The 15721-nt window shown below is 69.3% G+C and carries 10 protein-coding genes; 2 read left to right on the forward strand and 8 right to left on the reverse strand.

What is annotated here, in order from left to right; genetic code table 11:
• On the forward strand, positions 1-400 hold a 400-nt coding region (locus KVT45_RS46555; protein WP_302832648.1), incomplete at its 5' end, for an alpha-L-rhamnosidase C-terminal domain-containing protein.
• 75 nt (positions 401-475) lie between these two features.
• Here KVT45_RS46555 and KVT45_RS46560 read toward each other — a convergent pair.
• The 6 genes from KVT45_RS46560 to KVT45_RS46585 all read right to left on the reverse strand — a co-directional run bounded on the left by KVT45_RS46560 (position 476) and on the right by KVT45_RS46585 (position 10241).
• Positions 476-1333 (reverse strand): hypothetical protein, encoded by an 858-nt coding sequence (locus tag KVT45_RS46560; protein WP_217556052.1) that lies wholly within the window; start codon positions 1331-1333, stop codon positions 476-478.
• 226 nt (positions 1334-1559) lie between these two features.
• Positions 1560-3782, reverse strand: coding sequence for a transglycosylase domain-containing protein (locus tag KVT45_RS46565; protein ID WP_308311075.1), 2223 nt, complete (start codon positions 3780-3782; stop codon positions 1560-1562).
• A gap of 636 nt (positions 3783-4418) precedes the next feature.
• Positions 4419-5624: a hypothetical protein gene (locus tag KVT45_RS46570; protein WP_254648361.1), complete on the reverse strand. Its 1206-nt coding sequence runs from the start codon at positions 5622-5624 to the stop codon at positions 4419-4421.
• A gap of 857 nt (positions 5625-6481) precedes the next feature.
• Positions 6482-7291 carry a hypothetical protein gene (locus KVT45_RS46575; protein ID WP_308311076.1) on the reverse strand — a complete coding sequence of 270 codons (810 nt, stop codon included), beginning with the start codon at positions 7289-7291 and terminating at the stop codon, positions 6482-6484.
• Positions 7292-7549: 258 nt separating this feature from the next.
• A complete protein-coding gene (locus tag KVT45_RS46580) occupies positions 7550-8830 on the reverse strand; it encodes an NtaA/DmoA family FMN-dependent monooxygenase (RefSeq protein WP_308311077.1) in 1281 nt (426 codons plus the stop codon).
• Positions 8831-9176: 346 nt separating this feature from the next.
• Positions 9177-10241, reverse strand: a complete 1065-nt coding sequence (locus KVT45_RS46585; RefSeq protein ID WP_217556061.1) for an LLM class flavin-dependent oxidoreductase — start codon at positions 10239-10241, stop codon at positions 9177-9179.
• Positions 10242-10635: 394 nt separating this feature from the next.
• On the opposite strand from KVT45_RS46585, the gene KVT45_RS46590 reads away from it, so the two are divergent.
• Positions 10636-11667: an aldo/keto reductase gene (locus tag KVT45_RS46590; protein WP_217556069.1), complete on the forward strand. Its 1032-nt coding sequence runs from the start codon at positions 10636-10638 to the stop codon at positions 11665-11667.
• A 122-nt stretch (positions 11668-11789) separates the two neighbouring features.
• Here KVT45_RS46590 and KVT45_RS46595 read toward each other — a convergent pair whose 3' ends face one another.
• Both KVT45_RS46595 and KVT45_RS46600 read right to left on the reverse strand, forming a co-directional pair.
• Positions 11790-13844: a serine protease gene (locus KVT45_RS46595; protein WP_217556078.1), complete on the reverse strand. Its 2055-nt coding sequence runs from the start codon at positions 13842-13844 to the stop codon at positions 11790-11792.
• Between the two features lies 1 nt (position 13845).
• The gene (locus KVT45_RS46600) at positions 13846-15699 is read right to left on the reverse strand and encodes a peroxidase family protein (protein WP_217556095.1); all 1854 of its coding nucleotides are present in this window, start codon (positions 15697-15699) and stop codon (positions 13846-13848) included.
• Positions 15700-15721: the final 22 nt, after the last annotated feature.

Genomic DNA, 15721 nt, shown 5'->3' on the forward strand with positions numbered 1-15721 from the left:
GCGCTGGGACTCGTTGCTGTCCGACGGCACCGTCACCCCCGGCGAGTTGACCTCCTACAACCACTACGCGCACGGCGCCGCGCCCGACTGCCTGCACCCCACGGCCGCGGGTCTCGCCGCCGCCGGACCCGGCTGGCGACGGCTGCGCATCGCCCCGGTCCCGGGTGGCGATCTGACGTGGGCGAAGGCCGCCCACGAAACTCCGTACGGCAGGGCCGAGGCGGGCTGGCGCATCGAGGGGGTCACGCTCGTCGTCGAGGCGCTGATCCCCCCGAACACCCGGGCCGAGGTCCAGCTCCCCGATGGCAGGGACCCGTTGGAGATCGGTTCGGGCCGCCATACGTTCCGCTGTCCGTACACCGCCCCGGCCTGGCCGCCGACGGCGATCCGGCACCCGTGAACAGGGTCCCCGCAGGCTCTCACCTGCGAGGACCCATCGCACCGTCGGAACGCCGTGTGGTCCCCGACCGGGCGGCTACCCCCGCTCGGCGCGGGTCCTGCCTTCCTTGACGTGCGCGTAGGCCATGAGGCCGAGCAGAACGGCCAGCAGGACGGCCGAGGAGCCTGCCGTACCGAGGTTCAGACCGCCCTTGGCGACCGGCTTGGTCAGGAAGTCGCCCGCGGTCGCGCCGAGCGGGCGGGTGAGGACGAACGCGATCCAGAACAGCAGGACGTTCGGCACCACGGGCACCTTCATCAGGGCGACCAGGACGGCGAGCAGCCCGGTCACCAGCAGCGCGCCGCCGGCGTAGCCGAGGCCGGAGCTGTCGGAGAGGAAGTCGCCCATGGAGGTGCCGAGCGTGTTGGAGACGAGGATCGCCGACCAGAACAGGGCCTCGCCGCGGAAGGTGACGATGTCACGGATCTGGAAGGTCATCCCGCTCAGCCGCCAGACCGCGAAGATGACCATCAGGATCGAGAGCAGGATCGCCGCGCCCGCCGGGTAGCCGAGGCCCAGGCCCTGGGGCCCCCAGCCGAGTGAAGTGGCCCCGTTCGAGAGGTACTTGGCGCTGGCGTCGCGGTTCATGAAGTCGGACATCGTGGTGCCGGCCATGCTGGTCGACAGGATCACCGTCCAGTAGAAGAACGGGTTGTAGCGGCTGGCGCGGAGCTGGACGACGAGCGTCACCACGAAGATCAGGAACAGCACGATCGTGGTGAGGAAGTAGCCGAGCTTCAGGGTCTGGGAGAAGAGGTCTCCGGCGGTCTCGCCCAGCGTCGTCGCGGCGATCTTCATGATCCAGAAGGCCAGGGTGACTTCGGGCAGTTTCTTCATCACCGATTTCGTCGTGCTCGCGACGTCGGAGTCGGTGAGGACTTTCGGCTGCTGCAAGGTGGGGGGCTCCTTGTGTGGTCGTACGGCAGGGCGCCCGCCCCACGCATGGAGGCGAGCGCCCTGCCGGATGAGCGACCGCCACGAAGGCGATCACAACCACTGACCTTGACAGCGTCAACCTGAACGGAACCTGAACGCGTGCTGCGTGCCTGTTCAGGCCGCGTGGCGTGCGGTCTGCTGCGGCTGCGCCACGCCGGCAGCCCACGGGCCACCGTGACGCGGGTCAAGGCCCTCCGCGGGTAACGGCCGGGGTCGGTGAGCTGGTCGTCGGTGCGGGTGAGGTGTTACCGCCGGTTGTGCCGCCGAGCAGCCCGCCGCCGGTGCCGGCGGTGGTGCCGGCGGTGTCGGTCGGACTTGGGCTGACGCAGTGCCTCCGATGCCGGTGGCACGGTGCGGTGGTGGGGGTCGGGGTGGCCGGTGCGGTCGGGGTGGCCGTGGGTGTGGGTGTGCTCTGGGACGCGGTGGCGGAGGGGGTGGGCGAGGGTGCGCCGTATTCGTCCGTGCTCTGGCCCAGTTGGGGCGCGGGCGGGAACTGCTGGACGGGTTGCCCCTGGAGGGCGGCGGTCATGTAGCCGGTCCACACCTCGGTGGGCATGTCGGCGCCGAAGACCTTGGCGTAGCCGCCGACGCCCTGCATGGACTGCAGGCCGGCGTTCTTCGGGTCCTCCTTGAACATGCTCACGGCCGTGGTCAGTTGCGGGGTGTAGCCGATGAACCAGGCGGACTTGTAGTCGTCGGTCGTACCGGTCTTGCCGGCCACCGGGCGGCCCAGGGCCTGGGCGTTGGTACCGGTGCCGTTCCTGACGACGTCTCGCAGGACGTCGGTGACGGTGTCGGCGGTCGCGGACGGCATGGCCATGGTGCCCTTGGGCTTGTCGAAGCCGGACAGCTGCCGGCCGTCGGCGACGACCTTGGTCACCGAGTACGGCTCGTGCTGGATCCCGCCGTCGTCGAAGGTGGCGTACGCGTCTGCCATGCGGATCGCCGACGGTGTGGAGGTGCCGATGTAGAAGCCCGGGGTGTCGTACTGCAGGCTCGTGCGCAGGAGTCCCGCTTTCAGGGCCTCGCTCTCCACGTTGTCGTAGCCGACGTACTCGCCGAGCTGGACGTAGGGGGTGTTGACCGACTGCTCCATCGCCTTGCGCAGGGTGATGTAACCCCACTTCGTGGACACGTCGTTGCGCTGGTGCAAGAGCCCCGTGGGGTCGTTCGAGTCCGGCAGCTCCCGGCCCTGCTGGTTCTTGATGGTGATGCCGTCGTCGCCGTTGAACTTCGAGGCCGGGGTGATCGGTGAGGCCGGCTGCCCGGGAGAGAGGACGGCGCCGTGGTCGAGGGCGGCGGCGAGGTCGAGGGGTTTGAAGGTGGAGCCGACCGGCACACCGGTCGCGTCCGCGTTGTCCGTCCAGTGTCCCTTGTTCCAGCCGGCCCCGCCGTACAGCGCCACGATCGCGCCGGTGGACGGGCTGATCGACGCCGCACCGACCTGGACGTCCTTGTCGGCCGAGCGGTGCTTCGGGTCGAGGTGCCTGTGCTCCATCGCCGCGACGGACGCCGACAGCGCGTTCACCTTCTTCTTTTCGAAGGTGGTGTAGATCTGGTAGCCACCGCGCCCCAGCTGCTGGTCCGTGAGGGAGGCGTGGGCTTCGACGTACTTCTCCGCGGCCTGCACCAGGTAACCGGTCTGCCCGGACATCCCCGCCGACGGCGAGTACGGCTTGGGCGTGGGGAACCCTGCCGCCAGGTAGCTCTGTTCCTGGGCGTCGGTGATCTCGTGGATCTTGGCCATCCGGTCCAGCACGTACGTCCAGCGTGCCTTCGCCTGGGCCTTGGCCTGCGGATCGGTGTCGGCGTGCATCAGCAGGCTCGGCTCGTTGACCGCGGCGGCGATGAAGGCCCCCTGGCTGACGTTCAGCTGGAAGGCGTGCACGTGGTAGTAGGTACGGGCCGCGGCTTCGATCCCGTAGGCGTCCCGGCCGTAGTAGCAGGTGTTGAGGTAGCCCTGCAGTATCTCCTGCTTGGACATCTGGCCACCGATCTTCAGGGAGATCATGATCTCCCTGAGCTTGCGGGTGACCGACTGGTCCTGGCTGAGGTAGGTGTTCTTCACGAACTGCTGGGTGATGGTGGACCCCGACTGCACCTCACCGCCCGTGGCCATGTGGTACACGGCGCGGAGCATGCCCTGCGTGTCGATGCCCGGATCGGAGTAGAAGGTCGCGTTCTCCGCGGCGAGGAAGTCCCACTGGACCAGTTTCGGGACCTGCGCGAGATCGACGTTCTGCCGGTTGGTCGACCCCTGGGTGGCCATCACCGAGCCGTCCGACCAGTAGTAGGTGTTGCTCTGCGCTTGCGTACTGGGGTTCGCGCCGGGGATCGTCGTCGTGGCGTAGGCATAGCCGAACAGGCCCAGCAGGCCGCCGACGAACAGCAGGAAGGTGCCGGACACCAGCTTCCACGAAGGCAGCCACCGCCGGAGGCCGCGCCTGCCCGCCCGCGGGTAGTCGATCAGACCGCGCCGGCCGGAACGCCGGGCGTCCGTACGTCGCGTGCCCGCCGCGCGGCGGGTACGTCCGCTCCGGGCCTGGGCAGCCCTCCGCGCCGCGGCCCGGCCGCCACCCGGCATACCGTCAGAACCAGACGGTACGGTCCTCCCCGACGATCGGCGCCGGTGTTCGCTCATTCTCGCCACTCCTCAGCCAAGAACACGCCCCCGCCATCGCCGCGAGACCGCCCGCCGGGTGCCCCATGAGGGCCAGACCAGGACACCCTGACGCCCTCCCGGCAACTCCTACAAGTCGTAAGAGTAAGTCGCGCTCGCATTACACATGCAACCGCCCACACAAGAACGAGCCGAAGCCCGGCATCAGACCCCGCACGGCTCCCGGTTCCCCGAAGACGACCGTGGCGGACATCAGACGGCGTGCGGCGGGAGGACTTGCCACGGCTCGCGCCGTGGATCGCACCGGAGAGGGTACCCAGAGCACAGGCAGCGGAGAAACACGTCGCCCACCAGTTCGTCGACCACCGCGATGCCGTGCCCCGGCGCAGGGGATGCGTCGGGGCGATCCGGCGTGGTGGTCGGCTAGCCGAGTGAGGTGAGGAAGGTGTTGAGTGCCTTGACCTCGGTGGCCTTGTCGGGGCTCGGGGCGCGCAGCGCCGTCAGGACCTGGTCGATCTCACCGTCGAGGAAGTGCCAGGACTGCTCGCTCCTGGGCTCAAGGCTGGACTGGTCCTTGTCCCAGGAGGTCTCCAGGTCGGTGACCCGGGTGGTCGCGGCCGACTGGTCGCCCGAATTGAGCTTTGCCAGGGTGTCGGCTGCGATCGTGCGGAACTTCGCGATCTCAGCCGGAGGGAACGGCGACGTCGCCTGCTTCGGGGTGAGATGGGCGGTTACAGGCGCGGGGGTGTCCTCCTCGCTGGCCGCGGCCGCGTGGGGCTGGTGGTGTGCCCAGACGAGAAGCGCCGCGGTTGCGACCGCTACGACGGCGTAGTAACCGAGCATGATCCGCTCACGCGCCGGGTTCAGCGCCTGTGGGGCATGCGAGAGATCGTGGGTCTCGATGACATCGCTGCGGCTGAGCGTGAGGTACACGACCGTAGCGAGGATCGCGCCCAGGAAGATCACGCTGGTCACCGCGGTGCCGAGGCCCAGGCCGCCGTCACCGCTGGGCGAGCCGAGCCAGTCGCCGAGGTTGGCACCGAGCGGGCGCGTGAGGATGTAGGCCAGCCAGAAGGAGAGCACCGCGTTGGCGCCGAGGCGCCATCCGAGAACGATCGCGACGATCAGCCCGAGAGGCAGGAACACGGAGACGCCTGCGGTCCAGCCGGTCAGTTCCAGGGTCCAGTCGCCGGTCGCGGTGCCGAGGGCAAAGGTGACCAGGACCGCGAGCCAGTAGAAGAGCTCACGGGGACGGGTGGTGATGGTGTGGACCGACAGGGTCCGCTCGCGGGCGTACCAGATCCCGAAGACAACGGCCAGGACGCCGGCGAACACGCTGCTGCTCAGCGCGAGGGGAACGCCCTGGCTGTCGGTGAGGATGTCGGTGTAGAGGGTGCCGGTCACGCTCACCACGACGACGGTGAGCCAGTACACGAACGGGACGTAGCGCTTGGTGGTGAGTTGCCAGCCCAAGGCGCCGGCCAGAACGGCGGTAAAGATCAATGCCGTGTTGATCAGGCCAACGCCGAGGTTCATGTTGATCCAGTCGGCGAAACTTTCGCCGACCGTGGTGCACAGGATCTTGATGATCCAGAACCAGATCGTGACCTCGGGAACCTTGTTCAGCATCTGCCTGGCAGGCGTCCGGAGACTCTCGGGCGTCGTCGCAGTTGTCATGTAACCCTCGCAGGGAACGAGTGGCAGCGCGGAGGGGCGTCCCTCACGCCTGCGGAACGGTAATTTTCTAGAAATGCACGGACAAACGCAGTCTCGGATTCGCAGGGCCGCATTCTCGGAATGGCCCCCGCTTTTATTCATTCCTCGGCCGCACGAGGACCTTCTGCATGCCGCGCGATGCAGGACACGCCTTTACCGACCGCTCCGCCCGGCGGGGAGAGACTTGGTGCCGTGGTCGCCGGTAGTGCGAGCATTGGCCGGCTTGGAAGGTTCGACTTCTCAGGTCAGACCGCACCCATGCGGTCGACCGGGAGGCCCCTATTCCCCCCTGGCCAGCCTAAGGAATTCATGGAGCCAATTCGAGTACTGTCCGACGGAGTCGGCCGGAATTCTGGGACCTCCGTCCCGGAAATCAACCTGCGTAGCGCGTGAATTCGCGTCGACCGATCCCCCCGTGCGACCTCCCCTCCTGGCCGCACAAAGGCTCGCCCGGCACTTCCCCGTCCAGTGCCGGAGAAGGGGTGTGAGCCCGCCTCGACCGGTTGTTCGCCGGTTCGCTGCTGCTCTCGCTGGTGGGCGCCCGCCTCTGGAAACACCGGACCATCGGACGTTTCATCGGTCATGGTCCCCGACTGTGCCAGCTGGAACCTGAACACATCCTGACTGCCACCGTCGGCGTGCGGCTGCGGATGTCCCCAGGAGCCTGCCTCCGGCACAGGGAGGTTGTCTGTGCCCCCGAGGTGCGGGCCGGGGCCCGCAGTCGAGCGCGTCCGGAGCTGACAGGAGGAACTACCGGCCCGGCTCGTAGCTCAGGCCGGGCGTCCCGACGCGTGCTCCGGTTCGACGACATCCCTGCGGGTGGCGGAGAGGTAGATGACCAGTCCGAGGATGACCGCCAGGAACAGGGCGCTGGTCACGACGGTGCCGAGGCCCAGGCCGCCGTCGCCGGTGGGCTGGGAGAGGTAGTCGCCGATCGAATCGCCCAGCGGGCGGGTCAGGATGTAGGCGATCCAGAAACTCCACAGCGCGTCCAGGTCCAGCGCGAAGTGCGCGATGGCCACCGCGGCGATGACCGCCGCGAAGAGGACGGCGGACAGCCAGTAGCCGAGGTCAATACGCTCGGACACCAGGTCACCGGCCGCGGCGCCCAGGGCGAAGGTGAACAGGACCGCCGACCAGTAGAAGGACTCCCGGCCGGTGGTGTCGATGTGGTGGATGGACAGGGTCCGCTCGCGCCGGTACCAGACGACGAACACGAGCGCGAGGACGATCACGAAGACCGTGGTGCTCGTCTCCAGCGGCACGCCCATGCCCTCGGTGAGGTCGTCGCTGATCAGCGTGCCGACGACGCTGATCAGCGCCACCGCCGGCCAGTACACGCCCGGCCGGTAGGCGCTGGAGCGGAACTGGACCACCAGGACGACGGCCAGCAGGGCACTCATCAGCACCGACACACCGGTCAGCCCGAGACCCGCCCTCTCGTTCAGCAGGTCCGCCGCGGTCTCGCCGACCGTCGTACACAGCACCTTGATGATCCAGAAGTAGACGGTGACCTCGGGCACCTTGCTCCGACGCAGCCGGTCCCGAGAACCGGGGGCCTGACCTGCCTCCGGGACCACCGGACTCTCTGACGCTTCATGGATCACACTGCCCGACCATGCCACCGGGCACCTGAACGCATCCTGACTGCTGTCCTCGAACGCTTCCCCTCCTGGACGACGCACGCTCCCGCGCCACCGGCGGAGGACTGGACGGCTCGGGCCACACCGGTGTGTTCAGGCTCCGGCTGGACAGCCTCGCCGCCTCGCGCACCCGCCTTCCGCTGATCGAGGGGAGCTGTTGCATTCGCGAACCTGCGATCCGCGCCCGGGCCCGGGTCAGACCCGGACAGGTGCGGCGTCGCGGGCCGGCAGTTCGAGTCCGAGGTTCTCGCGGAGCGTGGTGCCGGTGTAGTCGGCGGCGACGATCTTTCGTCTGCGCAGCTCGTGCAGGAGGCCGTTGACGACGAAGTCGTGCTGGCGCGGGTCCGCGAGACCGCCCAGCGAGATCACGTCCAGGACGCCTGCGCGGAAGCGTTCCTCGACGGCGTCGGCGAGTTGCTCGGGGGTGCCCGCGGCGGCCCAGTGTCCGGTGTCCTGTGCCGCGATGATGAGCTCCCGCAGCGTGTAGCCCTGCCGCGCGTAGCCGGTGAAGATGTCGACCCGGCCGCGGCGGCGGTTCACCGACGCCACGTCGGGCAGCAGGCTCTCCGGCAGCGTCGCGTCGAGCGGGAGCTCCGACAGGTCGACGCCGCCGCCGAGCATGTCGGCCAGCTGGGCACGGCCGCGTTCGAAGTCGATCGACTCCCGCTTCTCGCGTACGAGCCGCTTCGCCTCCTCCTCGGTGGCGCCGTACGTGGCGTGGAACGAGCTGAAGATCAGCGGCAGTCCATCGGCCCGTCCCAGGCCCTGGGCCTGGTCGCGGATCTTCCGGGTGAAGTCCAGAGCGTGGTCGAGGGTGGGCAGCGACGTGAAGACGATTTCCGCGTAGCGGGCGCCCAGCGCCGTCCCCGCCGCGGACTGCCCGGCCTGTATCTGCACCGGGCGCCGCTGCGGCAGCGGTGGGATGTTCAGCGGGCCGGTCACGGTGAAGAACCGCCCGGAGTGGTTGATCGGGTGTACCCGGTCGCGCTGCAGCACCGCCTTCCCGTCCGCACCGGCCGCCAGGGCGCCGGGTTCCCAGCTGTCCCACAGCGCGTTGACCACTTCCAGTGTCTCCGCGGCGCGCGCGTAGCGCTCCTCCGGGCTGGGCAGTTCGCCGGCGCCGAAGTTCTCCTCACCGATCGAGGAGGTCACCAGGTTCCAGGCGGCCCGCCCGTTGCTGACGTGATCGAGGGTCCCGAAGAGCCGGGCCAGGTTGAACGGGTGGTGGAAGGTGCTCGACACCGTCGCGATCAGGCCGATCCTAGAGGTCACCTGGCTCAGCGCCGAGACGAAGACCAGCGGCTCCTGCGAGCCGATCGCGCCCTGGGCGTCGAACCTGAGCAGATCGGCGGTGAACAGCGCGTCGAACCTTGCCGCCTCGGCGAGCTTCGCCACCCGCACGGCAGTGTCCAGAGTGGATCGGGTCGGGTCGATCGCCAGGTCGTACGTCTCCGACGTACCACCGGCTCCGGTCACGGTCTTCAGTGTTCTGGGCTGCTTTGCGCTCACTACTCGTCCGTTCTCATCGATGTCGGTGGCATCTGGGGGTGGTGGCTTTTTCCGGGGGCGGCTTTTCAGGGACGGGAGAACGCCCGCGCACGCGCGATCAAGCCAGGCCCGGCATCACGGGCGCACACGGGGGTGCTGGGAGGAGACCGGGAGGTACGGTCAGCGACAGAGCGCGGCGTGGGTCCGGCACAGGTCGACGTGCCGTACGCGAGCGCTTTTCCGCACAGTTTCTCTACACCCCCCGGCTCGACGCCCGGATCGCCCCGCTCCCCTTCCCCGGCGCGTCGGCCGCCTCGGACGCCGTGCTGCGTGGTCAGCGCAGCCGGGGCAGCAGTTGGTCGCCGATGCGGCTGATCTCCTGCTTGTAGGGGGTGTCCGAGAGAACGAAGTGGGTGATGCCGAGCTTGCGGTAGTTGTCCAGCGCCGTGGCGACATCGGCAGCGGAGCCGACCAGCCAGGTGGTTCCCGCTCCCCCGCCGCCGAACCTGCCGGGCGTGGTGTACAGGCAGGTGTCGAGCACCTCGCCCCGCGCGGCGAGGTCGAAGAGCCGCCGCTGTCCGACCGCGGTCCTGCGGTCCCCCGCCCAGGTCAGCTCCTTCCCCCCGTCCGCCGCCATCCGCGCGACCCGCTCCTCGGCCGCGCGCCACGCCTCCGCCGTGGTGTCGCGCACCAGCGCGGTGATGCGCAGCCCGAACTCGAGCGGCTTGTGCCTGCGGTCCACCTGCTCGCTCAACGCCTTGAGCCGGTCGATCCGTTCGGCGAGTCCGTCGAGTGGTTCGCCCCAGAAGAGCTGCACGTCCGCCTCCGCCGCCGACACCCGCTCGGCGGCCTCGGACGCACCGCCGAAGTAGAGCGTCGGATGCGCTCTCGTGCCGGTCACGTACGGGCGTGGCGCCACCGTGGACCGGCCGACCTGGAAGTGCTCGCCGTCGAACGTCACGTCGTCCTCGGTCCACAGGCGTCGTACGAGATGGAGGAACTCCCGGGTGCGGGCGTAGCGTTGTGCCGGATCGCTTCGGGTGTCCCCGTACGCGGCGAGGTTGTCCAGTCCGCTGACGATGTTGACCAGGACCCGGCCGCGGCTGAGCTGGTCGAGTGTCGCCGCCGCACTGGCGAAGTGAGCCGGCTGCCAGTAACCGGGGCGGATCGCGATCAGGGGCTTGAAGGTGGTGGTCCGGGCGGCCAGCGCTGTGGCGACGGTGAAGGTGTCCGGACGTCCCCACCCCGTTCCCAGGAGTGCACCGCCCCAGCCGTGTTCCTCGGCGGCGCGGGCCAGTTCGGTGGAGTACTCGACGGATCCCCAGCCGGTTGTCGTGTCGTCACCGCGATGTCCCGGCTCGACGGTGTTGGGGATGTACCAGAGGAATTCCGGGCTCATCGTGCTTCCGATCGCTGTGCGGGTGGCGGCTGTCAGAAGGCGGGCGGAGGGATACCGCCTCAGGCACTGTGCGCGGATCGGTGTCGAGTGTCCGGGGCAGCCGGACTTCACGTCCTTGCGGGTCAGAGCGGACGCGGCAGCACGCGACAGTGGACTGGCGAAGGGGACCAGAGGATCAACACTGGGCGCTGGACACCCGTACGAGGTCGACGCATCGTTCGCTGGTGAGCATCAGGACCTCGGGCATGCGATCGAGTCTCCGAGTGATCGATCGGAATGTCAATGCACCTGATTCGCCGCTGGACGGCCAGTACGGAGCCGACCGCCGTCGGCCTCTTCCGACCTGATTGGATTCGTCCTGCACCGACCCCTCACCTGGACGGACCTTCCCCGCATGGCATTTGGCGCCCCCTCCCATCGAGCGGCCGACGACCGCTACGAAAGGCTCGGCGACTACCGCAGGGCCGGCGACTCCGGCCTCGAACTCCCCGCCTTCTCGTTCGGCCTCTGGCAGAAGTTCGGGACGGACCGCCCCTACGCGACCCAGCGCGAGATAGTGCTGCACGCCTTCGACCTCGGCATCACCCACTTCGACAATGCCAACCGCTATGGCCCGCCACCGCGCGCCGCCGAGAAGTTCTTCGGCACGGTGCTCCGAAAGGACCTCGCGCCCTACCGGGACGAGCTCGTCCTGTCGACCAAGGCCGGCAACCCGCTCGGTCCGAGTCCCTACCTCAAGGGCGGCTCCCGCAAGTCGCTGCTGGCCTCGCTCGACCACAGCCTGCGCGATCTCGGCACCGACTACGTCGACATCTTCTACAGTCACAGCCCCGACCTCTCCACCCCGCTGGAGGAGACCGTCGGCGCTCTGGTGACCGCGGTCCAGTCCGGAAAGGCGCTCTACGCAGGCATCTCCAACTACACCACCGAACGGGCCCACGAGGCCGCGGAGTTGCTCCGCCGGGCCGGGGTCCCACTGCTGGTCCACCAGCCTCGTTACTCGATCTTCGATCGTCGCCCGGAACTCGACGGCCTGCTCGAACTCGCCGCCGAGGACGGCTTCGGCCTCGTGGTCTACAGCCCGCTCGCCCAGGGCCTGCTGACCGGGAAATACCTCGACGGTACGATCCCGCCGGGCGCCCGCGCCCGTGACAGCGCCTTCCTGTCGCCCGACGCCATCGATGACACCTACCGCGAACGCGCGACGGCGCTCAACGAGATCGCCCGGCGGCGGGGCCAGTCGCTGGCGCAACTCGCCTTGCAGTGGGTTTTGCGACAGCCCCAGGTGACCAGCGCGCTCATCGGCGCGAGCTCCACATGGCAACTGGACCACAACCTCAAGGCGCTGGACTTCCCGCCACTGACGGACGAGGAACTCACGCTGATCGACCAGCACGGCGTCCACGGAACCGGCTCCCGCCCCTGACCACCCCGGCGGCATCCGCGGTCACCCGGGCAGGTGGGGCCGGGGGATTCGGCACGCGCGATCCACCGTCGCTTCCTCCAGCACACGTCGCCGAAAGCGCGCACGGCCCGCCGCGCACGCGATCAGCCGAGCTTGAGGTGGGCACCGATCTCCCCGGCGACCTCGGGGTGGGAGAGATACTCCACGATGTCGTGGGCCCGGTCCCGGGCGTTGATGACGGCGGTGTCGGTCACCGTGCCCGCCCAGTCGTCGGCCAGCGGGCACCCGATGGCCACCGCGTCGGACGGGCACCACGCGTTGAGCCAGTCCGTCACCGCGTCGGGGCGCTTCGGTCCGCCGATGAGCAGCCTCTTGTACACGCTGTCCAGCCCCAGCGGGCTGCCCACCGTGGTGAGGTGGATCGTGCGCAGTGCGGGCGACAGCCGTGTGGTGAGGTCCATACCGACCACCGTGCCGAGGCTGTGGCTGACGAGTACCAGCTCCCCCTCCTCCGGGAGCGTCTCCAGCACACAGTCCAGGACCGCGTCCCTGACGCTCCGGTCGTCGAGATACGCGGCCACGTCATGGAGGACCAGGGCGATGGTCCAGGCGTCGATGTCGCTCCTCGCGGCCAGCCAGCTCAGCCGGCGCTGAAGGTGTCCGACGAGGTCGCCCAGACCGATCCGCTCGGCCTCCGACGGCCTCTCCGGTGGCAGGTTCCACCTGCTCGCGGCCTCGCCGATCATCTCCTCGTACACCGCTCGGGAGGTGGGCGACGCGGGAGCGACCGCCTCTGCCGGGGAGAGACTCATGGCCTCGGTGAGACGTGGCACGGCCTCGTGCGCCGGGAGCACCTGCACCAGTCGATCGCCGTAGTAGGGGAACCAGGCGTCTACCGGATCGACCGGTGGCAGCCCGGCGCGGGCGAGTCCCTGGTTGAGGCCGGCGACCCATTCGCGGCGCAGGTCTTCCGGGATCTTGTGCTCCTGGGAGCGCCCGTGCAGGAAGACCAGATGGCGCTCGCCGCCGAACGCGCCGTCCCGGGCGCGCAGGCCCGTGTGCGTGACCGCCGTCGTGGTCGGCGTCGTGGTCGCCGTCGTGGCGGCCGGTCCCGGTACGGCGAGTGCGGGCGCCGGAGCGGGCGCGGTGGACTCCGCCAGGCCCAGACCCGACTCGGTGCCCATGTCCGCCAGCGGGTCCGGGCCGGGCGGGCCGCCGGGCGGCAGTTGCGCGAGGTGCCGCAGGATGGAGCTGACGCGTACGCCTTCGTTGGCGACCCAGTCGACCGCGTCGTCGCCGTCACCTGGCTGCCACACCTGCCCGTCCCCGCGAAGGACGCGCCCCTGGTCGTCGGTCTTCGGCACCCCGCTGTGGTGGAGCGCGACGACCTCCCACTGGTCGTTGAAGACCGGGGAGCCGGAATTGCCGGGCTCTGTGTCCGTCGTGTAGTGGAGGAAGTCGTCGAGCCGCACCTGGAGCATGTTGTCGCGGACGGCGATCTCCTTCAGGCGCCCCATCGGGTGGCCGATCACGTTGACCGGCTCGCCGATGACCAGCTTGCCCGGTTGGGCGCTGAGGCGGTTCCAGCCGAACGTCTCACCCGGCGGCCGCCCGCTCGGATCCGGGGCGACCAGTACCAGGGCGAAGTCCAGGCGCTCGTCGGCCACGAAGAACGCGTCCGGGTCCAGCTCCAGCCGCATCGGCGGCTGCGGGGCGTTGTCCACGGTGACCTGGGCGTCGAACTCGACGAAGCACTGCCGGGCCGCCTGTGCGTCGGTGAGCACATGGTGGTTGGTCATCAGCAGCCTCGGCGACACCAGGAAGCCGGTGCCCAGCGGGAGTTCCCGGCCGTTCTCCCGTACCGATATCCGGGCGACGGTTCGCGCCGCCCGGGCACCGCGCGGCAGGAAGCTCCACGCCTGGAGTTCCTTGGACACCCCGAGGATGCGTTCGAAGGCGTCGGGCGCCGTCAGCGGTTCGGCGCGCACGGCCTCCACGGCCATGGAGGCGGATACCGCGTGCCGGTCCAGCAGCCGCGTGGCGCGCGCGGCGAGCGCCTGCCGCGAGTCGGGGAAGGGCACGCCCGCATCCATTTGCTGCTGTACGGCGCTGCGCTCGTCGCTGGTCGCGCGGTACCGTCCGGCGGCCGCGGCGACCTGGCGTGCGCGTTCCTCACCGGTCCGCTCCGTCGCTCGCATCTCAGGTCTCCTTCGGTGCGGCGCTGTGCCACGGCACGAAGGCGTTGGTCAGCCCGGAAAGGACCGTACGCAACTCGGGGTGGTGGCGCAGCAGAACGGTGACCATGCTGTTGTCGTCGATCCAGGCCATGCCGGCCTTGGAGTAGACCTCGGGGGTGTAGTGGGTGGTGAAGAACCGGTCGCTGTTCAGCCGGCGCGAGGCCATGAGAATGAAGATGCGGAACGCCGTGTCGCTGAAGGCGAATCCGGCCGGCAGCTTCTCCGCGTACAACCCGACCATCAGGTCGACCTTCTCGATGTCGCCGTCGTAGAGCCGCTCGATCCGCTCGGCCCAGGCCGGATCGTGCGCCAGCTCCGTGAAGCTCGCCGCGGGCCTGAGCCGCAGCAGCCGCCGGAACTCGTTGTAGCGGGGCACCCCCAGTTCCCGGGAGCGCAGGATGTCGGTGGCGGCGAGATCCTGCAGGTGCCCGTCCGGCCGCTGGAACTCCTGAAGGAACCTGGGGAAGTTGTGCAGGGTGACAAGTCCGGGATGCAGCGTGCCGAAGCTGTAGAGCAGGTCGGCCATCTCCGTGGTCTCCAGGAACTTCAGCGCTTGCGGGCCGGAGATGTCGCGCAGGGTGCAGTGGCGCAGGGTCGTGTCGTCGGCGACGGCGCGCAGGTGCCAGTCGTCGCGGACCAGCGGATGCATGCGGTACACCGCCACGAACTCCTCGGTGAGGGCGTACGGGACGCCGTAGTGATCCGTCTCGCCGCCGGGGATGCCGCTGATGACCTCGCTGTCGCCGACGCGCCCGAACAGGTTGTGGACGCGCTCGCCCGCGATACCCCACCAGTTGGCGCGCAGCGCCTTGACGGTGGTGGGATGGCTGATCACGGCCGGCGTCCACTCCACGGTGTGGATCTTCGCGAGCAGCGCGGAGTTGACGAGCCGGGCGCGCTGGAACAGTTCCTCGTCGTTCCAGGACGGGTAGGCGGCGTGCAGGTGGTCGCAGATCGCGTTGTGTTCCCGGGTGAACAGATCCTGCATCATGGCGAGGCCCAGCCAGAAGCCGGGAACGTGCGTGGGGTCCTGGGAGGGGTCGGCCGGAACGGGAGCCCGCTCGTCGTCCCACAGGTGCAGGCCGCCCAGTTCTCCGGTGCGCAGCTGCTGCAGTTCGGCCTCGTTCTTCCCGTAGATCTGGGACGCGTCCCACCAGTGGGAGGACACGTTGACGCGGGTGTCGGGCGTACCGGGGGGCGCCTGGGGGTCACGAGTGGGGTCGTCCGGGGTCCGCATGATGGTCATGGGGTGTTCGGGCCAGGGGTCGTCGTCCACCAGGGAGACCTCCCAGGGCCGGTCCGCGGGGCTCGTGCCGTGGCTGAACCAGTCGCGGATCATGAACTGGAGCCAGGCGGCGACCAGGGAGTTGACGGATTCGGCCGGGATGAGCTCGTCGCGGGTGAGCAGGGCACGGCTGACCTCACGCGGGCTGGGCGCGGACAGGACGTCCTCGGGTGTGGTCGGGGCGATGGCCGACAGCGGAATGTTCCGGCCGAAGCGGGTGCCGGCCATCCCCATGCGCGGCTCGCCGAGGTCGTTGTGGCTGCCGTCGGCGGTCCGGTTGACCTGGTGGCTCGCGGACGGGGGCGCGGGCTCGGGCTCGTTGACCGCGGGCAGCCCGCCGGTGTCGTACAGGTTCTTCTGCCGGAGCCTGACGCGCAGTCCGAAGAGCGTCAGCAGGCCTGCCGCCACGGGCAGTCTGTCCCAGCCGATGCGGCGGTCGATGTACTGGGCGGCGCCGGTGATGATCCGCCAGGGAAGTGTCGTGCGGTATCCGGCCGGAGACCGCCGTGGGGCGCTTCGGTGCGTGCTCATCGCGATACTCCTCGGGTGGCTC

It is taken from the genome of Streptomyces sp. GbtcB6 (assembly GCF_019091475.1).
GTDB classification, from domain to species: Bacteria; Actinomycetota; Actinomycetes; order Streptomycetales; family Streptomycetaceae; genus Streptomyces; species Streptomyces hyaluromycini.